The 23,548-nt window shown below is 59.6% G+C and carries 18 protein-coding genes, 1 tRNA gene and 1 pseudogene; 8 read left to right on the top strand and 12 right to left on the bottom strand.

All coding sequences use genetic code 11. The annotated features are described in order from the left end of the window. Window positions 1–28: 28 nt before the first annotated feature. From argB to rpmH, 6 genes are all read right to left on the bottom strand, one after another. On the bottom strand, window positions 29–916 hold the full coding sequence (gene argB, locus AB7535_RS39465) for an acetylglutamate kinase (protein WP_063979811.1): 888 nt from the start codon (window positions 914–916) through the stop codon (window positions 29–31). Between the two features lie 114 nt (window positions 917–1,030). After that, window positions 1,031–1,399, bottom strand: coding sequence for a DUF423 domain-containing protein (locus AB7535_RS39470; RefSeq protein ID WP_094183983.1), 369 nt, complete (start codon window positions 1,397–1,399; stop codon window positions 1,031–1,033). Next, window positions 1,396–2,049, bottom strand: a complete 654-nt coding sequence (yihA, locus tag AB7535_RS39475; protein ID WP_085399980.1) for a ribosome biogenesis GTP-binding protein YihA/YsxC — start codon at window positions 2,047–2,049, stop codon at window positions 1,396–1,398. Before yihA ends, AB7535_RS39470 begins: the two co-directional genes overlap by 4 nt. 139 nt (window positions 2,050–2,188) lie before the next feature. Beyond that, the gene (gene yidC / locus AB7535_RS39480; RefSeq protein WP_085399982.1) at window positions 2,189–4,030 is read right to left on the bottom strand and encodes a membrane protein insertase YidC; all 1,842 of its coding nucleotides are present in this window, start codon (window positions 4,028–4,030) and stop codon (window positions 2,189–2,191) included. A gap of 16 nt (window positions 4,031–4,046) precedes the next feature. Then, complete coding sequence (rnpA, locus tag AB7535_RS39485) at window positions 4,047–4,448, bottom strand: ribonuclease P protein component (RefSeq protein ID WP_085399984.1); 402 nt, start codon at window positions 4,446–4,448, stop codon at window positions 4,047–4,049. A 28-nt stretch (window positions 4,449–4,476) separates the two neighbouring features. Then, window positions 4,477–4,611 (bottom strand): 50S ribosomal protein L34, encoded by a 135-nt coding sequence (gene rpmH / locus AB7535_RS39490; RefSeq protein ID WP_008542748.1) that lies wholly within the window; start codon window positions 4,609–4,611, stop codon window positions 4,477–4,479. Between the two features lie 362 nt (window positions 4,612–4,973). On the opposite strand from rpmH, the gene AB7535_RS39495 reads away from it, so the two are divergent. The 4 genes from AB7535_RS39495 (at window position 4,974) to AB7535_RS39510 (ending at window position 9,745) form a co-directional block, all read left to right on the top strand. Further along, a complete protein-coding gene (locus tag AB7535_RS39495) occupies window positions 4,974–6,473 on the top strand; it encodes an ATP-binding protein (protein WP_094183985.1) in 1,500 nt (499 codons plus the stop codon). Between the two features lie 163 nt (window positions 6,474–6,636). After that, window positions 6,637–6,713: transfer RNA gene (locus AB7535_RS39500), tRNA-Arg, on the top strand. Window positions 6,714–6,801: 88 nt separating this feature from the next. Further along, the gene (locus AB7535_RS39505) at window positions 6,802–8,577 is read left to right on the top strand and encodes a DUF6538 domain-containing protein (RefSeq protein ID WP_439037608.1); all 1,776 of its coding nucleotides are present in this window, start codon (window positions 6,802–6,804) and stop codon (window positions 8,575–8,577) included. 172 nt (window positions 8,578–8,749) lie between these two features. Next, on the top strand, window positions 8,750–9,745 hold the full coding sequence (locus AB7535_RS39510; RefSeq protein ID WP_439037609.1) for an ABC transporter substrate-binding protein: 996 nt from the start codon (window positions 8,750–8,752) through the stop codon (window positions 9,743–9,745). 193 nt (window positions 9,746–9,938) lie between these two features. Here the strand turns inward: AB7535_RS39510 and AB7535_RS39515 are convergent, their stop codons facing one another. Beyond that, window positions 9,939–11,774: a DEAD/DEAH box helicase family protein gene (locus AB7535_RS39515; protein ID WP_439037610.1), complete on the bottom strand. Its 1,836-nt coding sequence runs from the start codon at window positions 11,772–11,774 to the stop codon at window positions 9,939–9,941. Window positions 11,775–13,421: 1,647 nt separating this feature from the next. After that, entirely contained in the window at window positions 13,422–14,138 is a 717-nt protein-coding gene (locus AB7535_RS39520) for a recombinase family protein (RefSeq protein WP_439037611.1), read from the bottom strand. Window positions 14,139–14,404: 266 nt separating this feature from the next. Between AB7535_RS39520 and AB7535_RS39525 the strand changes: the two genes are divergently transcribed. Continuing rightward, the gene (locus tag AB7535_RS39525; RefSeq protein WP_439037612.1) at window positions 14,405–16,393 is read left to right on the top strand and encodes an acyltransferase family protein; all 1,989 of its coding nucleotides are present in this window, start codon (window positions 14,405–14,407) and stop codon (window positions 16,391–16,393) included. Next, the gene (locus AB7535_RS39530; protein ID WP_439037613.1) at window positions 16,390–17,256 is read left to right on the top strand and encodes a hypothetical protein; all 867 of its coding nucleotides are present in this window, start codon (window positions 16,390–16,392) and stop codon (window positions 17,254–17,256) included. The genes AB7535_RS39525 and AB7535_RS39530 overlap by 4 nt, the downstream gene beginning before the upstream one ends. 656 nt (window positions 17,257–17,912) lie before the next feature. Here AB7535_RS39530 and AB7535_RS39535 read toward each other — a convergent pair. Then, entirely contained in the window at window positions 17,913–18,755 is an 843-nt protein-coding gene (locus tag AB7535_RS39535; RefSeq protein ID WP_439037614.1) for a hypothetical protein, read from the bottom strand. Between the two features lie 108 nt (window positions 18,756–18,863). Here AB7535_RS39535 and istA point away from each other — a divergent pair. Both istA and istB read left to right on the top strand, forming a co-directional pair. After that, a pseudogene (gene istA, locus AB7535_RS39540) lies at window positions 18,864–20,354 on the top strand (IS21 family transposase); the annotation flags it as partial. Window positions 20,355–20,362: 8 nt separating this feature from the next. Next, window positions 20,363–21,226, top strand: coding sequence for an IS21-like element helper ATPase IstB (istB, locus tag AB7535_RS39545; RefSeq protein ID WP_039183785.1), 864 nt, complete (start codon window positions 20,363–20,365; stop codon window positions 21,224–21,226). Window positions 21,227–21,521: 295 nt separating this feature from the next. Here the strand turns inward: istB and AB7535_RS39550 are convergent, their stop codons facing one another. The 3 genes from AB7535_RS39550 to AB7535_RS39560 all read right to left on the bottom strand — a co-directional run bounded on the left by AB7535_RS39550 (window position 21,522) and on the right by AB7535_RS39560 (window position 23,172). Then, the gene (locus AB7535_RS39550; protein ID WP_439037753.1) at window positions 21,522–21,953 is read right to left on the bottom strand and encodes a hypothetical protein; all 432 of its coding nucleotides are present in this window, start codon (window positions 21,951–21,953) and stop codon (window positions 21,522–21,524) included. A 212-nt stretch (window positions 21,954–22,165) separates the two neighbouring features. Then, window positions 22,166–22,387: a hypothetical protein gene (locus AB7535_RS39555; RefSeq protein ID WP_439037615.1), complete on the bottom strand. Its 222-nt coding sequence runs from the start codon at window positions 22,385–22,387 to the stop codon at window positions 22,166–22,168. Between the two features lie 221 nt (window positions 22,388–22,608). After that, window positions 22,609–23,172 carry a hemerythrin domain-containing protein gene (locus AB7535_RS39560; RefSeq protein WP_439037616.1) on the bottom strand — a complete coding sequence of 188 codons (564 nt, stop codon included), beginning with the start codon at window positions 23,170–23,172 and terminating at the stop codon, window positions 22,609–22,611. Window positions 23,173–23,548: the final 376 nt, after the last annotated feature.

Here is a 23,548-nt window from a genome sequence, read left to right on the forward strand (position 1 = left end):
ATGACGGCTTGCTTTGGCCCGCTCATCATCACTTATGGATCAGCGTTCCCGTGCCCGTGTTGGTGAAGAGCTCGAGCAGCACCGCGTGCTGCATCTTGCCGTCGATGATGACGACGCCCTCCACGCCCTGTTCGAGCGCGTAGATGCAGGTCTCGACCTTCGGAATCATGCCGCCGGAAATGGTGCCGTCGGCGATCAGTTTTCGCGCATCCTTCACCGAAAGCTGCGGGATCAGCTTCTTCGACTTGTCGAGCACGCCAGGCACGTCGGTGAGCAGCAGCAGGCGCTTCGCCTTCAGCGCGCCGGCGACCGCGCCGGCAAAGGTGTCGGCGTTGACGTTGAGCGTCTGGCCGTCCTTGGAGGTCGCGAGCGGCGCCAGCACCGGGATCAGCTCGTAGCCGATCAGCTGGTTGAGCAGCGTGAGGTCGACCTTCTCGGGGTCGCCGACGAAGCCGAGATCGATCGCCTTCTCGATGTTCGAACCCGGATCGACGATGGTGCGCGTCGTCTTCGACGCCTTCACCATGTTGGCGTCCTTGCCCGACAGGCCCACGGCCTTGCCGCCGGCTTCGTTGATGTAGCCGACGATCTGCTTGTTGACGGAGCCGGCCAGCACCATCTCGACGATCTCGATGGTCGCGGCATCGGTGATGCGCAGGCCTGCCGCGAACTCCGACTGGATGCCGAGGCGCTTGAGCATGGTCGCGATCTGCGGCCCGCCGCCATGCACCACCACCGGGTTGATCGCGGTCTGCTCGAGCAGCACGATGTCGCGGGCAAAGTTCTTCGCGGTCTCCTCGTCGCCCATGGCATGGCCGCCATATTTGATGACGATGGTTTCCTCGTCATACTGCTGCATGTGCGGCAGCGCTTCGGACAGGATGCGGGCCTGGTCGAGCGGGGAGATGTCGGTCATGAGGCGGATCTCGCTGGCGGGACTGTCGGTGCGCGTTCTATCCGATTGGCGGGCGCGGCGCAAAGTGGGTGTTGCCTCTTACCCTCCCCCTCCAGGGGAGGGTAAGACGGAGCATCACTTCCGCGCCGCCACGGCTGCGAGCGTCACCGCCAGCCAGCTCAAGATCATCACCGTTCCGCCGGTCGGCGCCGCGAATGGAAACAGCGAGTGCCCCGCATATTGCCGCAAGGTGAGATCGCCCGCGAACAGCGCGGCGCCGATCACGAAGCCGAACGCCGCGATGAGGCCAATTCCGCCGTGCAGAAGGCCGCGCGCGAGCAGGGCGACGCCTGCGAGTATGGCAGTTGCGTGAAACAGCAGCATGGCGCTGGCGGAGGCGAGCCGGCTGGCGTCGGCGCCGTGGGCGGAGGCGGCGGCCAGCGCGACGCCGGCGGCGCCCATCAAACCGGCAAGCCCTAGCAACAGGCGGAATGCAGGCGTCACGAGGTTCGCTCTTCCAGCAGCTTCGCCATCGCGGCGCGCAGTTCGGCCATGCCGGTCGAGCTCCGCGACGAGGTCGCGAGCACGTTCGGAAACGCCGCCGGATGTTTTGCCAGCGCGGCCTCGGTCTCGGCGATGCGGGACTGAAGCTCGGACGCCTTCACCTGGTCGGCCTTGGTCAGCACGACCTGGTAGCTCACCGCGGAACGGTCGAGCGTCCCCAGGATTTCGAGGTCGACGTCCTTGAGGCCATGCCGCGCGTCGATCAGCACGTAGACGCGTGCGAGCGAGGCGCGCCCCAGCAGGAATTTGTGGATCAGCTCGGTCCAGGACGCGACTTGCGCCTTCGGCGCCTTGGCGTAGCCATAGCCGGGCATGTCGACGAGGCGCAGGTCCTTCTTGCCGGGGACCTCGAAGAAGATCAGTTCCTGGGTGCGGCCTGGCGTATGCGAGGTGCGCGCAAGCGCGTTGCGGCCGGTCAGCGCGTTGATCAGGCTGGACTTGCCGACATTGGAGCGGCCGGCAAAGGCGATCTCCAGCCCGTCCATCGGCGGCAGCGTCGCAATCGAGGGCGAGGCCCAGATGAACTGCCAGTCGCGGGTGAACAGCTTTCGCCCGGTCTCGATCAGCTTCGCATCTTTGTCGTCGGTCATGCGAAGATCTCACCTCTCGTCATGGCCGGGCTTGTCCCGGCCATCCACGTCTGTCCACACGGTACCCTCCAAAACGTGGATGCCCGGGACAAGCCCGGGCATGACGATGTGGAGGCATTTGCGCCCAACAATGACGGCGCTACGTCGCCTTCTTCGCGAACGTCGCCTTGAGATTGTCGAACAGCTCCACCTTCACGCCGTTGCGGCGCATGATGAAGCTCTGCTGGAGCACCGAGAGCGTGTTGTTCCAGGCCCAGTAGATCACGAGACCCGCCGGGAAGCCCGCCAGCATGAAGGTGAAGATCAGCGGCATCCAGTTGAAGATCAGCTGCTGGGTCGGATCCGGCGGCGTCGGGTTCAGCTTCATCTGGAACCACATCGTGATGCCCATGATGATCGGCCAGATGCCGAGCGCGAGGTAGTGGCCGAACACCGGAATCGTCGTCGGATCGAACGGGATCAGGCCGAACAGGGTGAAGAGGTTGGTCGGATCGGGCGCGGAGAGGTCCTTGATCCAGCCAAAGAACGGCGCGTGCCGCATCTCGATGGTGACGAACAGCACCTTGTAGAGCGAGAAGAACACCGGGATCTGGATCACCACGGGAAGACAGCCGGCGACCGGATTGATCTTCTCCTTGCGGTAGATCTCCATCATCTCCTGCTGCTGCTTCACCTTGTCGTCGGGAAAGCGCTCCTTCAGCGCCTGAAGCTGCGGCTGGACCGACTTCATCTTCGCCATCGAGGCGTAGGACTTGTTGGCCAGCGGGAAGAACAGCAGCTTGACGATCACGGTGACGAGCAGGATCGAGATGCCGAAATTGCCGAAGAAACGGTAGAAGAAGTCGAGGCCGAGGAACATCGGCTTGGTGATGAAGTAGAACCAGCCCCAGTCGATCAGCAGATCGAAATGGTTGAGGCCGAGCTCCTTGTTGTAGCCGCCGAGGCCGGCGAACGGGAACACGCCGACGACGCCGGCTTCCTTGGCGCCGGCGAACAGCCGCGCGTTCGCGGTCGCGGTGCCGCCGATCGCGACGGTGACGGGGTCGAGCAGATAATCAGTCTGGTAGGTGTGGACGTTGCCGACCGGGTTCGACGAGAAACGCGCCTGAAGCTGGGCACTGGTGTCCGGCAGCAGCGCCGAAGCCCAGTACTTGTCGGTGATGCCGAGCCAGCCATTGGTGGCCTTGAAGTTCACCGCCTTGGCTTCGTCGATCTTCTTGTAGGCGTATTCCTGCAAGCCATCGAGATAGCCGATCAGGCCTTCATGCAGGATGTAATAGCCGGAGACCTGCGGCGTGCCGTGGCGCGAGATCAGCGCGAACGGGTAGAGCGTAACAGGCGCGTTGCCGACATTGCTCACCTCGTCCTTGAGCGTGAAGAGATAATGGTCGTCGACCGCGATGGTGCGGCGGAAGGTGAGGCCCTCGCCATTGTCCCACTTCAGCACCACCGGCGTCGTCGGCGTCAGGCTGCCGTTGCCGTCCTGCTGCCAGAGGGTCTGGGCGTCCGGCAGCTTGGCCGTCACGCCCGTCGCCGGCACCCAGCCGAACTCGGCGTAATAGGGTTCTGCGGTGCCCGAGGGCGAATAGAGGATGATCGGCGGCGACTTCGGGTCGACCGTTTCGCGGTATTGCACCAGCGCGATGTCGTCGATGCGGCCGCCCTTCAGCGAGATGCTGCCGGCAAGCCGCGGCGTGTCGATCTTCACGCGCGGGCTGGCTGCAATCGCGCTTTCGCGGGAAACGACCGGCTGGGCCTGGTTCGCGGCCGGTGTTGCCGGCTGGGCCGCGCTGCCGGGCTGCGGCGCGGCGCCCGGCGTTGCGGAGGCCGTCGGCTGCGGCGTGTTCTTCTGGAGCTCGGCCTGCGCCTGCTGCTGGGCGCGCTGCTTCTCCATCGCCGGCACGTTGTAGAAATATTGCCAGGCGATCAGGACGAGGCCCGACAGAATGACGGCGAGGATGGTATTGCGATTGTCGGTCATCACTATTGTCTCGTCATCAATCCGGTTTGCGGCTGGTCGCAGGAGCGGGGCCGGGCCTTGAGCCGTCGGTTCTTGGGCCGCGTCCCTTGTGCGTATGCCGCGCAGGCTTCGTGAACGCTATGCGCAGATCGTCGAGCATGGTGGCGAAGTCGCGCGAGAGCGCGTCCCTTCGGCCGACCAGTACATAGTCATGATGGGGCTGCATCGACACCGGATCGAGCCGCTTCGCCAATTCGCGAAGCCGGCGCCGGATGCGATTGCGCTGGGGGGCGTTGCCGTTCTTTTTGGTAACGGTGAAGCCGATCCGGATCGGGCCGCTGTCGTCGCGGCGGCGGCTTTGCAGGACGAACGCGGGACTATTCGCCCGCGCGCCATTGGCAACGGCGAGGAAATCCGCTCGCTGCCTCAGCCGATCCATGATGAAATCCCAAAAATGGGGGTCCGGCTCAGGCGCTCAGACGCTTGCGGCCGCGGGCGCGGCGGGCGGCGAGAACCTTGCGGCCGCCGGCAGTGGCGAGACGGGCACGGAAGCCGTGACGGCGCTTGCGCACCAGTTTGCTGGGTTGATAAGTCCGCTTCACGGGTTTTTCTCCGCTGACCGGGCAATTTGCCTGTAGAATTGATGATAAAGTCCGGAAGATGCGGCCCAAAACGGGCCCTTTTCGGCCCCAAGAGAGCCGCTCCCGGCGTGCGCACCGGGTCATCGCGGACAATTTGCGCGGCTTATATGCGAGCGTCTTCTTTTCGTCAACGTCGCAAGAGCGCGCTGTTCCGGTGAATATCACTGTTTGTGCGGGGTTTTTAACCCTTGAGGTGGCGACTCGCGATATCAGAGCTTACATCCCACCTTGAGAGATTAGCGATCCGTAATTTGACCGGCCCCCGGCCGGGTCGCATCCTTCATCAGCCAGGCTCTATTACAAAGCCAACAGGGGCGAACTTCGTGGCAGCGACAGACCTCCAGCCGGTCCATGATACGGATCAGCCGGGCCAGCCGGCGATGCGGCCGCGTGGGCCCAGCGGGCTCGGGCTATCCGGCAAGCTGCTGCTGCTCACCGTCCCCCTGGTGATGATCGCCGCCGTCCTGCTCTACGTGCCCGCCATCGCCAACTTCTGGGTCAACCGGCTCAATGACCGCGTCGCGGCGGCCAACACCGCCGCGCTGGTGCTCGACGCCGCCCCGCTCGGCATGGTCCCCGAGTCGCTGTCGCGCGAGATCCTGAAAAGCATCAATGCCCGTGCCGTCGCCATCAAGATGGGGCAGCAGCGACGGCTGCTCGCCAGCGACAACCTTCCCACGGCCATCGAGCATGACATCGACCTGCGCGACATGACGGTGTGGGAGGCGATCACCGGCTCGTTCCGGATGATGCTGGAGACCGGCAACCAGGCCATCCGCATCGTCGGACCCGGCGTCGGCAACGCCCAGTTCATCGAGATCGTGACCGATGAGCTGCCGCTGCGGCAGCAGATGTATCGCTTCTCCCGCAACGTCGTGGTGGTCGCGCTGATCATCGCGGTGCTGACCGCGGGCCTCGTCTATCTCGTGCTGCATTATCTCTTCGTGCGCCCGATGCGGCGGCTGACCGCGAGCCTGGTCGGCTTCCACGAAAACCCCGAAAGCTCGGCGCGGATCATCGTGCCGAGCCAGCGCAGCGATGAAATAGGCGTCGCCGAGCGCGAATTGTCGGACATGCAGCGCGACCTGATGTCGATGCTGCATCAGAAGAGCCGGCTTGCCGCCCTCGGCCTCGCCGTCTCCAAGATCAACCACGATCTGCGCAATCTGCTCGCGTCGGCCCAGCTTCTGTCCGACCAGCTCGCCAGCGTGCCGGATCCGCGGGTGCAGCGTTTTGCGCCGAAGCTGGTGCGCTCGCTCGAGCGCGCCATCGCCTTCTGCCAGTCGACGCTGTCCTACGGCCGCGCCCAGGAAGCGGCGCCCGACCGCCGCATGATCATGATCGAGCCTGTGGTGCTGGAGGTGCGCGAAACCGCGGGCCTCGCCAGCGACGCCTCGATCGCCTGGGTGGCCGCGATCGAGCGCGGGCTCGCGGTCGATGCCGATCCCGACCAGCTCTTCCGCGTGCTGCTCAACCTCGTCCGCAACGCCGCCCAGGCGCTGGAAAGCCATTCGTCGGGCGACGGCGGCGCCCAGCAGATCCGGATCACGGGAAAGCGCGAAGGTGCCGTCGCCATCCTGGAGGTCTCCGACACCGGCCCCGGCGTCCCCCAGAAGACCCGGGACCATCTGTTCGAGGCGTTCCAGACCTCCGGCCGCCCCGGCGGCAGCGGGCTTGGCTTGGCGATCGCCGCCGAACTGGTCCGCGCCCATGGCGGCGAGATCCATCTGGTCGAGGGCACCATCGGCGCCACCTTCCGGATCGTCATCCCCGATCGCCCCGTGGAACTCCTCTCCATCCGCAACGAGCGGCAGAGGGCGTAGTCGGCCAGAGGCCGAGCCGGGAAATCGTCACCTCCCTGTAAAATCTCCCCTTCCCGGACCTTGCCAATCGAGGCAAGAGCGGTTAGTCAGAGCGCTCTTTCGCACCCCTCCGGCGCTGTCTGGAGGCTGCCTGCGGGCTCAGCCCGCACTGTTTGCGAAAAACGCGCCCGTAGCTCAGCTGGATAGAGCATCAGACTACGAATCTGAGGGTCGGACGTTCGAATCGTTCCGGGCGCGCCAGTCGCACAAGTTCTCATTGAGAATCAAGAACTAACGCAGATACAAGCGCTTAGCTGCCGCGTGGTGGTCACAAGCGGTGGTGCTAATCGTGCGTGTATTGATGGGCGTTATCAAGGATCGACACGGGACGTACTACGCCCGGAAGACTGTGCCAGCGAAGCCAACGGAGTTGAGGAAGGCTGTCGCGCTTGAACTGGGCACAGCCAAGCCCGCGCAATCGCACTTGAAGCGCTCGCTGGGCACCAAGGATGTCCGTGACGCAAACGTCCGCGCAAAGCCTGTGCTGGCGGAGTTTGACCGCATAATTGCCAAGGCCAAAGCGCGCCTTGCAGCAACCACGGTGCCCGTAGTCAAGCGCACCAGCCTGAACGACACCGAAATCAAGCGCATGGCCGAGTACGTTTACGCAACGGCATTGAAGGAAGATGAGGCGCTAAGGTTTTCGGGCAGGCTAGAGCTAATAGGACCACATGGCGAGAATGTTAACGCGGATGCACATGGTGACATCCTACGAGATTTTCAGCAGCAGTTTGCTGTCGGGGATGTTTCTTTCGCCGAGCAGCGCGCCCAAAATGCCCTAGCTAGCTTCGGTATCACTCTGGACCAAAGCTGCACGGCCTATCACAGCCTTTGTATCGAAAGCGCCAAGGCGTTCCTCAAGGCCCTTGATGACATTGGGCTTCGCTATGCGGGTGCAGTTATTGAAACTCCGCGCCTATCTGATTCCAAAGCCTTAGACGGCCATAGAGAAGGCGGAACGCTGCAAGATGCGCTAGATGGCTGGAAGCGTCACCGGGCACGCCCCAAGCGCACCGTGGACGAGTTCGGACGCAGTGTGGATATGTTTATCCAGCTTCACGGCAACATGTCCGTAGTGGCGATTAAGAAGGCCCACGCGCTGGAGTTTCGCAAAGCTCTTCAGGACGCGCCCCGCCACCGAACTGGCGAGTTGCTGCGGGCAACGCTTCCTGCTCAGGCCGCTTGGGGCCGCGAGCACCCAGAGGCGCCAAGGATCACCGCAGCCACCATCAACAAGCAACTTGGCGCTGTGCAGTCCATCTGCATCTGGGCCAGCGAAAACGGGCTTGTGCCGGATGACACGCAGTGGACTGATCCCTTTAGCAAACTCAGGCTTCCCGAGGAGCGCTCCGAACGCACGTCATTTGAGATTGCGGAGCTTCAATCGCTGTTCAATGCGTCGGTGTTTACCGAGCACGAGTTTCCATTAGGGGCGCATGGGGCCGCTGGGTTCTGGTTACCGGTGCTGGCTCTCTTCACAGGCGCACGGCAGGCAGAGCTGGGAAGCCTCACCGCTGCTAATGTGCGGGTGGACGCTGAAACGCGAGTGCCCTTGCTCTATTTTATGACCGAGCGGGCACGGGGAAAGCGCGTGAAGACAGACGCGTCCGAGCGCGTTGTACCGGTGCATCCCGAAGTGATCCGATTGGGCTTTCTCAGCTATGTCGAGGCGCGAAGGAAGGCCGATGGCCCTGATGCTTGGTTATTTCCTTCGGTGTCGCCCGACCGTGGCCGCGCTGGTGTGCCCGCGTGGTCCCAGTGGTTCGGCCGCTATCTGCGTGCTTCAGGGGTCACGAACAGAGCCAAGGTATTCCACAGCTTCAGGCACACCGTGAAGGACGCACTACGCAGAGGCAGGGCGGACCACGAGATGCGAGAGGCATTGATTGGGCACGCACAGGCGTCCTCGGTGAGCTGGGGCTACGGCGCTAATGCGATGTTGTCGCGGTTCGGCGCTGCCGGATTGTCCGACGCTATCAACCGGATTTCCTATCCCGGCCTTGACCTGTCGCGGGTCAAGCCGCTGGCGGCACCAGTGCGTACACGCGGCGCCAAGGTAACCTAACGGCCGGGCTGGTAGGACAGATCGACTAAAGTGCGTTCGCTTTCAGAATGAAGCAGGCCAAGGTTGGCCGTCACGTCGCCTTGTGACCCGAAGTAGTCTTCAGAACAACTCACCCGACGATAAAAAGTGCTAGGGTGTTTCTCCAATACGCGCGTCCTTACAGGAGGGACATATGCGACGGCGGGACTTTATCCGGCTTGTTGGAATGTCACCCGCTTTGCCGCTAGTGGCGCGCGCTCAGCAGGGCGCGACGCGCGGCAGAGTGGCTAAGATTGGCGTGCTTTGGCATGCGGGCAGCGCCGAGGAAGAGAAGGTCTATCTGGATATCCTGACCAAGGCATTTAATGATCTTGGGTATGTCCAAGGCAAGAACGTTGTGTTCTTGCATCGATTTCCCGGCGAACAGCAGGAGCGGTTTCGTAGCCTTGCCCGAGAGCTGGTCGAAAGTAATCCCGATGTCATTGTTGCGATAACGTCGCAAGGGGCGGTTGCACTAAAGCAGACCACGAGCACAATACCCGTCGTCTTCGCTATCGCGCCAGACCCGGTGGGCACCGCACTTGTTGCTAGTCTGGCGCATCCCGGTGGAAATCTGACGGGATTATCTGTTATTGGAACCGATCTTTCCGGCAAACGTCTCAGTCTTTTGAAGGAAGCTGTCCCAAGTCTGAGCCACGTGGCGCTGCTGCATGATCGATCGTTGGACCCGGCGACCACAACAAACAATATCAAATCGTACTCGAACGCCGCCAAAGCGATGGGCCTTATGCTGCATCCAATCGACGTGCTGACGCCAGAAGTAATCGATGCAGCATTTTCAGCGGCTGTAGCTGGCGGCTGCGAGGCGACCGTCTTGTTTGGCGGTATGCTGGCGAACGAAGGAGCGCAGGTTGGCGCATCAGCGCTGGCGCATCGAATGCCAACTTTGAGTATATGGTCTGAAAAAGTGGCCTATGGTCTGCTGATGTCGTATGGGCAAGATGTATCCGAAATTATCGTCAAGACAGCTGGCTACGTCGATAAAATTCTGAAGGGCGCAAAACCGGCTGACCTTCCCGTCGAACAGCCCACGCGCTTGAAGCTGGTGATCAACCTGAAGGTCGCGAATGCCCTGGGCCTGACCGTACCACCGACATTGCTTGCCAGCGCCAACGAGGTGATCGAATAGGCGCCCCACTTCAGAGTGACTGTCACGAAGCCGGAATTGGCCATCTCGGACCTGCCGACCAACGCCCGTGATGTCCGCTCCCGGTGCTCAAACGGAAGGCAGCAGCCATGATACTGAAAGGCCGCTTGTCGTCCATCGCGTGGACAGGCCGCACGCGGGCTCCGAGGAAACCTTTGTGCTGCCTGTTTCTTGGCTACGCTGCCTTCACGAGATAGCTTTTTGATCCCCGACCGACGCCGGGAAGGTAGCTTACCTTTATCTGTCGGAGAGCCTGTGTGGCTGGGTGCTCGCTGTTGTTCAGCGTTTCGCGCAGCTTCTTCAAACTGGGAAGCTGTATCTCTCGCTGAAGAATAGACAAGGACACCGGGCCAGCGTCCTGCTTCTCCATAAAAGAGATGAGCCTGACGTGAGAGCTACCGAGACGGGGCTTCTTCTCCTTCGGGGCGTCCAATGCGAACGCCCAGTCTGTAACCTTGATCCCCGGCATATCGGCCTTGATGTCATCAAGCACCGCGTCACCAAGGGCATCTTTGGGCAGCACAATAAAGATGTCAGCAGGAGGGCAGTGGCCTTCAGCATCAATCACCTGTCGGCAGCAGATACGGTTGGCCGCTTGGATCACCGACACAGACATCTGACGCTGTTCCATCGTCCTTCGTACGTTCTTGTATTGCTTCCACTCCGGGGATTGCAGCCATTCGTCATCCTGTGCCCCTTGCAGCGCGCAGAACATGCTGGTGGCCCACGTCTGAGGAAGATAGGGCAATCCAAGGATCACCGCAGTATCGGAGTCTTGCCACGTATTCCGGCCGTCTACGGCCCCCCAGTGCCCTACTGAGCATTCCCGGAATGGCAATTTCTCGACCCAGCTCTTGCCCCCGTTCTTCGGCTTCTTCGTGATGACGGCCTCAACATCCTTGTGGACGCATAGGAATACCGAGCGCTCTGGACCTATGGCTTCTTCGAGACCCTTCTTGATGCGGGGCAGGCGCTCATTGATCCTGTCAGTCATAGTGTTCTTTCCGACGCCGCCGCCGCGAGCCACATGAAGCGTCACGCTGCTGTAGTCCCGAGCATGGCTAGGGACGGGAATCAGCCTGTGGTGCTCTTCAAATAGGTCCCAGAGGAAGTTCGCTCTAGCGGTAGCATCCAGCACCACAGGTCCGGGGGCGTCCAAGGGAACGGCTAAGGACGCTGTGTTGATCGAATGCCAATCACCTGACCGGGAGTAATAGGCGAACTGCTCAAGACACGTCTGCACGGTCGTGATGGTGTCCGCTACACGCTCGGCTAGTTGGGTTCGGTCCTTGGTACTGCTCCTGGCGTATACAATCTTATCGTAGGGCAGCGCGCTCATCGCCAAGATGAAGGGGGCGAAGTCTACAGCAGCCGGCGCTCCCCCCTCTCCCCAGATCAGAGACATGGGGCTGGCTTGGTCATCAGAGTCGGCGAAGGCAACAAGCACGCGATGTACCTGTTCAAGAACGCCAACCTGCTGTGGAAATGCGGAGCGCAATTCCGGTGGGATGAGGTTGATGACAAAGCCCAGGTTCTCGGTGGTTGCATTGCTTTCATCGACCACGTTAGCCAGCGCCTCATCGATAACAGTGAGGTGTCTGTCCCCACCACGCCAAGACACCAAGCGGTCCCAAGCTTTCCAATCGCGCCCCTTGGTCTCCCGCTTGGCTTTGATGAATGCCGTGTGGGTGATAACCACAACGTCACTCGCGTGTAGCTGCTCAGGCGTAGCGTAGCTGTCGGAATGATGCACGACAGCCACATCACGTCCTGCCAAGGTGTTAATGGTTTCCCGTATCGTGTTGGCGTCCTCCTTCAGCCGCGTAACGATGAGGATACCCACGGGCTTTAGCTGTGTGCCCTCAGCTTCGTGATTGAGGCCCGCTTGCATGGCCGCGTAGACACAGGTGCCTTGGGTTTTGCCTGTGCCGGTTGGTGGCTGTAAGATGCGCCAAGGTGATTGAACACCAGAGGCAGCTTCCACTGTTGCTAGCTGGAAGGTTTCGCCCATGATGCGCCATAGGGCCATTAGGGCTGATGATGAGTGGTGCCCTAGCCCGACAGGCCGGGGCGTGGTCCAGTGCTGGTTCATCCGCTGGGCGAACTCAATAGGGCAGACAAGGGCGAGAGCGTGCTGATCCCGAAGAAGGGTGGTGGTAGAAGTCATAGGGCGTGGTGTTCCTTATGGACACGACAAGCCGATCGGTGCCCTTGGGGAGCAACCGGAGGTGGGCTTGTGAATGGGATTAGGGGATTCGCGGTGGTCGAACGGCGCTTGCCGCGCCTGAATACGACCTTTGATGAAAAGCACCCCTCGAAAGCCCTAATAAGAAAGACATTAGAGGGTTCAGGGGGTTCTTTATGGACGGAGGCAGAAATGTTTCAGAGCGTAATGGTGACGATTGCGCTTCTGAAGGGAAAGGGACATATCGTCGATTTTCACCTGTAGATTATCGACTAACCCAGCACAGAGCGCAGATTGCAGAAGCTTATTAGCCAGTAATTGATTGCTGCTGTTATCTCCCTCCGCTGTTTTCTAACTAGCTTCTGCCAGCAAGCTCATCGAGCACACCTTCAGCAGTGCCTGTGGCCAACTGTAGGACCGACATGGGCGGCAGCCTTGTGTATTTCATGATGGTAGCTAGCGCTGATAGCTTGGACCGTGTCCCTGTAGGTCCCAAGGCCAGCTTGAAGGCTTCTCGGAGTGCGGCCTCAGCCATTCCAGCTTCTGTGTCTGGGACAGGGACGCTAGACTGAGCTACTGTCTCTGGAAGCACCCCAGCCGCCTTTAGGGTCTGGATGCTCTTATCGGCCTGTGCTTCAGCTACGGCCCATAGGCGCTGAGCCTCTTCTTTTCTCATTCCGTTTGGGATGCCTGTCCGGGTAAAGCGCTCAGGGTCAGCTTTGCGGAGTTCCTCTCTTCTGCTGTCTCGCTCAGCCATTTTTGCCAGGTATTTAGGGTCCTGCCACTTAGCCTTCATGGCCGCTGAATGAGACGGGGGGTGCTTAGTCTTACCCCTTGGTAGTCGAGCCATTGTGTTCTCTCTGTTGCTTTCTTGAGCCGCTGAGGCGCGGCTGAGTGCTGTGTGTGGTTACTGATTTTGGGCAAGCGTCACCTCACAGCGAACCCGTGTTGGGTGGCCGTGATGGTCGGTGATCTATGTCCTGTTGGGCTGTGTACTTATTGAGAGGGCGCCACGATGGATGCCGTTTCTCTGATACGTAGGTACGTTGATCGGCTAAGTGTTTGAAGCTGGTGGCTTTCAGCCGAAATAATGCGCTTCTCTATAGCGTGCGAACGTTTGTCAGCTAAGTGCTTGAGGCTGTTGCTTTCAGCCGGATTGATACGCTTCCTCTATACGTAAGCACGTTTGCCAGCTAAGCCGCTGGATTCATTAGGGACCGGGGCCCAATACGGTACTTCCAGAGAAGCACACCGCCCTGTTTAGCTGAGCAGGGGCCTTGGCCTTTAGCCCGAGCTTTTTGAAGGCGGGGCCCCAGTAGCGATAAGCCAAAGGGTCCCATGCCCGGACGGAGTCCCTTGTGCGCAAGGTCGGCCCCGCTTTCTCTTATGAGTGCGGGCGTTTGTCGGCTAAGCGTTTGAATTTGTTGCATTCAGCCGAAATTATACACTGTGGGGCCTGTGCCCCCGTTCTGCTTAGGCGCGCTCAAGGATGTTTGCGATTGACTGCGCGTACCAACGTCCGCCGCGCGCCGTAGGGATACCGCGCGCATTCAATGCCTCTGCCACCTGCCTGAGCGTGCTCGCACCTGCCTTCTGTGCCTCGCGGATGATTGGCAGGACATTCGCCGCGTAGCGGTCAGCTTCGGCCTTCACGGCCTCCACGGCGCTCTTGCGGGCCACGTTGAGCTTAGGGTTGCCCAGCGTCACCCCACGGGCCTTAGCCGCCGAAAGGGCTTGCCGGGTGCGTGCGGAGATCAGGGAGCGCTCCTTCTCCGCCAGTGCAGCGAACAGGTGCAGCACGAACGGGTCAACGTCGGGGCCAAGCTCAGCGACCACAAAGGGCACCTTGTGGGCCATGAGGCCGGAGATGAAGTGAACGTCACGGCTGAGACGGTCCAGCTTAGCTACAGCGACCTGGCACCTGAGCTTCTTTGCGGCAGCGAGTGCCGCCTTTAGCTGTGGGCGGCGGTCCAGAGCATCAGCGCCCTTGCCGGTCTCCACCTCTACGAATTCGCGCACTACCGTGAACCCCTCAGCCTGAGCGAAGTGAGCGAGGGTTTGCCGCTGCGCTTCTATGCCTAATCCTGAGCGGCCCTGTTGGGAAGTCGAGACGCGGATGTAGGTGATTAAGGTGCGTTCGGTCGTCACAGTGGGCCTCCAAAGGCGTCTGTCAAAGACCTTATTGAGCATTTAGGTTCTAGACAATCCCCGTTCGGGAATCCCAGCGATTCCGTTTTGCATAGCTCTGGCGGGCTGCGAGCCTTAGCAATCCGCTACTTGTCTAGGTTGTGCTGTGCCGTCTATGGTCCCCCACCAGCATTCGCAAAGGGCCGGGGGGCCTCACATTGTCTTATTCGCTTGACGGTGCTCAGCCGCATGTGCGGCGGGGTGCGTCGTTACCCGTCCGATTTGACGGGCGTAGTTCGTCGTTTGGATTTGGCCCGCTGTCTCCTCGAATGGTGAGTGCAGGTGGCGATGCCTTCCGGCTAGATATTAACGCGCTCCGGGCGCTTTCAGTGGTGGCTGTCGTTGGCTACCACTTCCAAATATCGGGGTTCGCCGGAGGATTTGTCGGCGTCGATGTCTTCCTGGTGATAACCGGGTACCTGATGACGGGCAAAGTGTTGACCGACCTCACTTTGGGTCGTTTTTCATTCCGTGACTTCAGCATCATGCGAATACGCCGCATCTATCCTGCGCTTGCGGTTATGACCGCTTCGTCGGTCGTTGCTGGCTGGTTCGTGACCTTGCCACGCGAATACTTGAAGCACCTGCTGCAGGCGTTGTCCGCGCTGACATTCGTGTCGAATTTTGCTTTCGACAGCGACAACGGCTATTTCGCCATGGCGGCCCAGACCAAGCCGCTCTTGCACACTTGGTCTCTTTCGGTGGAGTGGCAGTTCTACATCTGGATGCCTTTGGTCGTATCGCTGATCTGGCGTTTCGCTTCCGGCTCGAAGTCTAAAATCAGCACAGTGATGATTGCGCTTCAGGTCGTCGCTGTCCTCTCCTTGGCGTGGTGTTTGTGGGAGACCCAAAGGGATGCGATGGGCTCTTCCTTTTTCTCCTTGCGTGCCCGAGCTTGGGAACCTTTGGCCGGTGGATTGATCGCTGCCGCAGAAATCAGGCGACGATCCAACGGTGCTTCCAAGATTCCGTGGCTGGAAACTGGGATAGTCGCCACCGTGGGCTGGGCGTTGGTCGCGGTTTGTATCGTCTATCCGCTCCCCGAATCGCGATGGCCGGGCGTTCTTACAGTCCTGCCGATTCTGGGCGCGGCAATGATAGTCAGGGCGCGGCAGTGGACCGGGGAAGCGAGCTTGCTCGGGATGTCTGCCATTCAGCGGTTAGGCGATTGGTCCTACTCACTTTACCTTTGGCATTGGCCGATTTGGGTCTTCGCACTAGGGTGGCTGTCCTTGCGAGGGTATGGCGTAGACGCCACGCAAAAGGTGCTAATGGTTTTGGCGTCGCTGGCGCTCAGCATCGTTTCGTATCGTTGCGTGGAGCAGCCAATCAGAATGCGACGGGACTTCTGGACGCCGCGAAGGCTTCTGACGAGTTCTGGCGCAGCGTTCGCTCTGTTGCTCGGCTTCATCGCGCTGGCTTCCTTGACCAATGGTTTCCCAAACCGGTTGCCGGATTACCTGTTGCCAGCCGAGCTGGCGAGAAGGACCAACACACCTCGCGACGAGTGTTTCAGGAACGCCAACTCCACAAAGCGGGCGGCCGAGACCTATTGCAGTTTCGGTAGCGCGGAGGTCGCCGGAAAGCCTTCCGTAATGCTGTGGGGAGATTCGTTTGCTAACCAGTACCTTGAGCCAATTTCTTCGGCTGCGCTTGCCAACGGAATCCATGGATTGATCGCAACCCAGAGCGCGTGCAGGCCCTTCCTTGACGATCCTGTTAGAAACTCTGCAGATCAGCAGCCGTGCCGGGATTTCAACCGCAGCACGCTGGACTACGTGCTGAACCACACTGAGCCAAGCATCGTTGTCGTTGGCGGTAATTGGGGAAATGCTCTTGAGGTCTCCTCGCTGGCTGACCGACTGCTTTCCTCCGGCAAGACCGTTGTGCTGATCATGCCGCTACTCAATATTGGCTTCGACCTGCCACAGCGATGGATTGAGAAACAGGTCCGCGTTGGGGGAGCCATCGGTGAATGGAGGGTGGACGCCGATCCTAGTCTGACGATGAGCGGCTTCCGAGCCGAAATCGCTCAAAACCTCCACGAGCACTGGGACAATCCGCGACTGGTTATGGTGGATCCCCAATCGGTGGTCTGCGAGCAAAACCAATGTTTTCTCGTCAGGAACGGGCAGGCCAATTTCCGCGATACAGCCCACATTTCCAATGTCAACGCGATCCAATTCAGAGGCCTATTCGATGGTGCCTTTGGGTCGGCCCTCCGCGCTGAGAGTAAAGCAGATAAGAAATTAGATTGAGTTGGAAGATCAGGCGTATGGATAATCGGGGGCTTACGTTCATCTATGTCGAGTACGGGGATCTTGAGCGTCTTTTCTTGGAGTTGCGATATAGCTTGACAACCTTGCTATACTTGCAATTTCATCGCCCCGTAGAGGTTGTTGTTTATACGGACAAGCCAAGTCGCTACTTGGATCTGCCTGTTAGGATCGTCAACATCTCACAGAAAATTACAGAGTTCTCTCGCAATGGTCTCTATCATCATCGCATCAAGCCTTGCGTTCTCTTGGAAGAAATGAGGAACAATCCGAATTTCTGTGTCATGATCGACACGGACACATTCTTCCAAGAGGGCTTCTTCGAAAAGCTCTGGTCGGCGCTAAGTGAAGGATCGATTGCCGTGGACCGTTTTCACGGACGTAATCCGTTCCGCGCCATTTCGGGATTTCGCACAAATCTGCCTAATGCTGGACCTTACGAATACGACACAAAACGATCTGTTGAGTATAATAGCGGGCTAACTGCAGTCGACCCAGCAAGGCATATTCCGGTTCTGAAAGATGCCATAGCTTTGACCGATGCCATGCTTGATCATGGCGCGAGGCTACTCACAATCGAGCAAATCGCATTGTCCGAATGTCTGCGTATCCACGGAATTTCCGTGGCCACGATGTATCCGGTTTTCAGGCACTATTATCGCGTTGCTCACAAGCGTTACATGCAATCTCAGCTTCGATGCTGGGCCGCCGGACAGAGAACAGGCTTTGAGCCGCAGCCGCCAACGATCCAGTATTCCCGCTTTCGCGTTCGGTACTTTCGAATTGCGGCTAGACTCAAGGCGATGTTCGGCAAAGACGTGGAAGCACAAATGAGGTGGAGATGAATTCATTGCCCAACCGATGCGTCTTCGGTGCAACTAAAACTTCCATGATGTGACCGGCTCATGAAGCACGTAAAGCAGAAGCGTTTGCAACGTGCCGTTAGCTCCCTCTCAAAAGAGGACGCTGCTAAAGGCTTGACGATGAGTTATCGGATTGAGCGAGCGGCCCGACGGACCATGTACGTTGCAATAGTCGTTGGGAGTTTGGCGGTCCTGGCATCGATCTATGGAATCGTGTTCCCGGTACGTCTTGCATGGCGTGGGGACAAGGTTTCTGCAGTTCGGCCAGAAATTCGCCTTCTGCTTTGGGAAAACGCACAACCAACGGTCTCGATGGCGGGATTGCCTTCGAGTACATGTATCAGGATCAACAATCTAAGCCTCTAGGCTCGTTCATGCTCGTGAAGAGCGATTGCAAAGCGGGATGAAAGGGAGCAGTGCACCGGGGAGCTGTTGGCTGCGCTGGATGCCTGCTGTGCCGCGCCTTGTCGGTGGTCACAAGTGGTGGTACAAACCCGGCGGCAGTCGCGCTGATTTGTACTGATTTTTCAATGTGAAGGCTGTGCATCGGTCGCCTCGTTCCGGGCGCGCCATTCGGCTTTGATTTCCTTGCGTTTTTTTGCGTCGCTCAGGCGCGTTACCGAGTGTTACCGTAAGCGTTACCGTAGGCTTGCAGACGTCTCTTTCAGCGCGGCTGCGATGTCGATTAGTGCAGCTCGAGCCACTGCCCTGACTTGGAAGAGCCGATGGCCGGAGTAGCGCTCGGTTAGATCGCTGATTTCCGTCCCTCGCACCGTACCATTCCCAGCCGGGCCAAAAATGAGCACATCACTGCGGCCGGTTTGATCGATCCACCTGACGATTGCATAGCGAGCAAGCTTCTCAGCTCCCTTTCCTACTGGCTCGAGGAGCTGAAGGGCATTTTCGGCCGGACGTCTGGAGCCAAACGATTGTTGCCAGGCTGCGCTGCGCCCGATGTCGTGTGGCGGTGGAAGATCGAAGATGAGCTCTTCGATCCGCATTGCCAGGAAGTCTTCAAGTGTATCCGTCGCCCGTCTGCGCGGGCTGATAGGCTTGAGCCCTGAAAAACGCTTCAGCACCTCAAGCGAGTCCTTTGCGAAGGTGCTGCCGACCGACGCGATCAGCAGGCGCGATGCGTCCAGCGCAGTCATGCTCGCAGCGGCCCGTCCGTAGCCTTTAAATGAGATCTCGCCGGCCGCTCTGATCGTTTTCAAGTGGAGCTGGGCGCTTTCGCGCGGAATCCCGATCGCATCGCCCACGACGTCGGCTAGTTCTCGCGATGATACCAATGCTGATCTCCGAATCGCCAATTCGTTAACTATAGCTTCTGTGGACCTATTGTTCCATTGAATATTCAGTGGCATATTTGGTCCACTGGAGGTGTTATGGTGAAGCGGCTGGACTATCGCGCGATAGGTGGAAAGGGACTCATCATCCCGACGCCGCTCTACGTCGATGACAATCTGTTGGCTGAGTGTCATTCGGCCTGCAATATTGACCCCCTAAGCCGGGGGATCGGCGTCCAAAATTGACCCCCTATAGGTTGGTCTGTTGCGCTGCCTGCTTTGGAATGAAGCAGGTGGTCGAGGATGCTGATCGTGGAGACGATTGCGCGGATTCGGCGCGAGCACTTCATCAAGGGCAAGACGATCAAGGAGATTGCCCGTGACCTGAAGGTGTCGCGGAACACGGTCCGGAAGGTGCTGAGGTCAGGAGAGACCTCCTTCGAGTACGAGCGGCAAGTGCAGCCGCGGCCAAAGCTGGGACGATGGGCAGTAGAGCTCGACGGACTGCTGGCGGCGAACGCGGCCAAACCGGCTCGTGAACAGCTGACGTTAATCCGGATCTTCGAAGAGCTGCGCAGCCGTGGCTATGACGGCGGCTACGATGCGGTGCGGCGTTACGCCAGGCGGTGGAGCAAGGAACGCGGGCAATCGACCGCGGCTGCTTATGTCCCGCTAAGCTTTGCCCCAGGCGAAGCCTACCAGTTCGACTGGAGCCACGAGGTGGTCTTGCTGAGCGGCACCACGGTGATGGTGAAGGCCGCCCATGTCCGGCTCTGTCACAGCCGCATGCTGTTCGTGCGGGCCTATCCGCGGGAGACGCAGGAGATGGTGTTCGACGCCCACGACCGGGCGTTCGCCCTGTTCAAAGGCACCTGCACCCGCGGCATCTACGACAACATGAAGACCGCCGTAGAGACGATCTTCGTCGGTAAAGGGCGTCTCTACAATCGCCGCTTCCTGCAGATGTGCAGCCACTATCTGGTCGATCCGGTCGCCTGCACGCCAGCGTCGGGCTGGGAGAAGGGGCAGGTCGAGAACCAGGTCGGGCTGGTCAGGGAACGCTTCTTCACGCCGCGGCTGCGGTTCAAAAACCTCGACGAGTTAAACGCCTGGCTGCTCGACAAATGCATCGCCTACGCCAAGGTTCATCGCCATCCGGAGCTGGTCGATCAGACGATCTGGGAAGTGTTCGAAGCCGAACGCCCCAAACTCGTTCCCTATGCCGGCCGCTTCGACGGCTTCCATGCGGTGACGGCATCGGTCTCGAAGACCTGCCTGGTGCGCTTCGACAACAACAAGTACTCGGTCGCAGCCAGCGCAGTCGGACGACCGGTCGAGGTTCAAGCCTATGCCGATCGCATCGTGATCCGTCAGGATGGACGCATCGTTGCCGAGCACCCGCGATCCTTTGGCCGCGGCGATACCGTCTACGACCCCTGGCATTATGTGCCGGTGCTCGCCCGCAAACCCGGCGCCTTGCGCAACGGTGCTCCCTTCAAAGACTGGGTGCTGCCAGCCGCGATCGAGCGGATCCGGCGCAAGCTTGCCAGCACCGACGACGGCAATCGGCAGATGGTCGACATCCTCAACGCGGTGCTGACTGACGGTCTGCCCGCGGTGGAAGCGGCCTGTGCCGAAGCGCTCAGTCACAGCGTCCATTCGGCCGATGTCGTTCTCAATATCCTGGCCCGTCAACGTGAACCCGCCCCACCGGCCAACATCATGACGCCGGCCGCACTGACGCTCCGTCATGCACCGATCGCCGATTGTGCCCGCTACGACAACCTCCGGAGGACCATCTGATGGAACGAACCCAAATCTTCGACCTCATGGGCGAACTCAAGCTCTACGGCATGAAGGCTGCCTTCGACGAGATCATGGCAACTGCCGTCAAGCGCCAGCACGAACCTCAGCGCATTGTCGGCGACCTGCTCAACGCCGAGATCAACGAGAAGCAAGCCAGGTCGATCAAATACCAGCTCACCATTGCCAAGCTTCCGCTTGCCAAGGACATCGCCGACTTCCAGTTCGACGGCACGCCGATCAATCAGACACTCGTCAATGATCTTGCTGGCGGCGGCTTCATCGCCCAACAACGCAACGTCGTGCTGGTTGGCGGCACCGGCACAGGCAAAACCCACCTGGCCATTGCCATCGCCAGAAGCTGCATCCGATCCGGTGCCCGCGGCCGCTTCTTCAACGTAGTCGACCTCGTCAATCGCCTCGAGACCGAGACCCGCAACGGACGGCAAGGACGGCTCGCCGAGCATCTGACCCGGATGGACTTCATTGTGCTGGATGAACTCGGCTATTTGCCCTTCGCCCAGTCCGGTGGCCAGCTTCTCTTCCACCTCGTCAGCCGGCTCTATGAGCGCGCCTCCGTCATCGTGACCACCAATCTCGCCTTCGGCGAATGGCCGAGCGTGTTCGGCGACGCCAAAATGACCACCGCGCTGCTCGATCGGTTGACCCATCACTGTGACATCGTCGAGACCGGCAATGACAGCTGGCGCTTCAAAAGCCGCGACGACGATCACGCCACCCGCGCTCGTCTCGTCTCCGCTATCCCGGCCAGCTCCAACGAGCCGAGCGCTACCGTCAAACCGCGGCGCACGAAGGGGTCAAAATTGGACGCCGATGAGGGGTCAAATTTACAGGCCGATTGACAGCGATCAGGGCAAAGATGGCGGCGGCGAGCGTGCAAAAGGCTCTTATGGTCATTGCCCGTCTCCGACGGCACACGAGGACGTGGCTCGCCCCCGCAGCCAAAATGGGGAGCCGGCGCGGCGGCCGCTCCCTTTAAGCAGGGAAGTAGCTTAACAGAGCCATTCTCGATGTGTCGCACAATCGCCGACGCCGCGAGTCGGGATCACTTCCGCCTTTGGTACAAATGCGAAGTGCCGCGATGTCCGCGGTTGCTGTGAGCAGCACTTCGTCCCCGCATACAATCCGCGGACGGTGTTACTGCGCCAGAAACCTATATGTGACAATCAGAGCCACCATGCTCGCGAAAATCAGCAGTGCCGGAAGGGGTTTTCGGATCATTGGCTTCGTCGAATGCACTGCAGCCGATAGACCGGGCTGATTAGGCCGTCTCTGGAGCCGCACGACTTTGCCCTCTGTCATTGGTGTGCGAGCCTTTGGTTCCGGGGGCGCGCCCACGCCTCCCATCTCGCTGTAATAAGCGCTGTAGACCTCGCGAACGGCCAGGGCGGTGGACTCGGCCTTACTCATCGTCTCGAGTCGGGTTCGATAGTTAGTCAGAAAGCTCTGTGCGTTTGACGGAAGGTCATCGAAACCACCGAGCTTGGCCATCATGAGCCAAGTTGCAAAATCCGCCTCGGCCTTCGTGCGAGCTTTCTTGGCGATACTGGTGTTGGAGCTAGAGGATATGATGGTCCGATTGGTCCGTCCGCCCAAACTCGCCGGCGTTCATGGCGATCGTTGGACCGTTGGCAGTCCGGGTTTGGCTCATCCCTTCAGTTGGCGCAGTGCAGCAGTATGTCTGAAGTTGGGGATAGATCGGACGCAGCTGGCCAACTGCAAGAATGTCGAGATTGACCCAACTGAGACATTGGCGCGAGCTTCTGTCTCGCGTTTTGCGTTTAGGACCACGGTGGCTCTTCGCCCGCCCCGGCTGCCTCGTGGTTGATCGTGACACCCGCCGAACGCAACCCGGTCAGCAATACAGTTCTTACAGAGGCAGGATCAAATCCAATATCCTTGGCGTTTGGTGGATGTGCCTCGGTGTCCTTCAATCGGAGCGCCAAGTGCAATTGCTCGCAAAGGTGCTGAACGACGAGATTGACTTGATCGTCAGTCATCATTGGCTACTCCTGCTACCTTTTTATCCAACTAGGTAGCACACATGAAAATTGGGCGGTACGCGATTGGACTGCCCCAAGATTCAACCCCACGCTCATGGGCGGGCGCCCGCCCAATCGTCCGTCTATCGTGGCACACCGGAAGTTACTAGCGGCGACCAGAACGACGCTTCTGCCCCCTTTCGGACAATTGAGTCCGATCAGCGCAATGCGGATGAGCTCGACTAATGTCGTTCGGCTTCGGCTTCTTGTTCCAACTGCAAGATGCGCTCGCGTAGCGCGTCGAACGTCTCTTCGGCTGCCTCGCTGAACAGCGGATCCTCAGGATTGGTCATAACCGAAGCGATCTCCGTCCAATCTTGAGGCTCGAGAGCCTTTAGGGCAGCAGGAAAGAAATCGCGATCTTCCATCATGATGTGGCGCCGCTCGTGCTCTATGAAATCACGAACGATGGCATGCACATCTTGCCGAAGGAGTTCGCGATCCGCGAGAACACTCTCGACCGCATCAGCGACGCGGCGCAAACATTCGGCCCCTGTTTGGTGTTCGCGAGCGAGATCACCGACCTTTGCAGCCGCACCGGGATCGCGAATTTTTAGCTTAGCGAAGACCAGATCTTCCTGAGGGTGGTGGTAAACCTCCGGGTAAAGTTCGAAGTAGCTAATAACCGCGTCAATAACCTTATAGTCGGGGCGGTCGCCCCGGTCGAAAACCTGAAGTTCCCGCTCAAGGATGGCGAGCAGTTTCTCAATATTGCGGTGCTCTTGGCTTAAGCGCTCAATGATCATTGCTGCGATCCACAAGGTGACCGATTGAGAGGCTTTGAAAGCTTAGCCCCAAGTCGCCTCAGCTCTTTGCGCTAAATCAAGTTCCGGACGCAATGATGCGCCATCCGCCTGTTCTATGTCGCCTATTTTGCCACTGGCGGGTCATGAACGGGAGGTCTGGTTTTGGCCCGTCAGCGAAGTGGCTAGCCTTCGCTTTGAGGTCAGCTTAATGGGTCGGAGCGGACTAGATTTGCTCACGCTGAGCTTTTCGGATTTTGACCCGAATGTATGGTCCGGCCGTGCGTAGCAAGAGGTTCATCGATCAGGTGGTGAGTGGTCTTGCATCAATGTATCCGGCCTTTGATTGGAGCATTTGCTCCGGGCCATCATGGATATC

This window comes from Bradyrhizobium sp. 956_D2_N1_4 (assembly GCF_052076025.1).
Classification (GTDB): Bacteria; Pseudomonadota; Alphaproteobacteria; order Rhizobiales; family Xanthobacteraceae; genus Bradyrhizobium; species Bradyrhizobium barranii.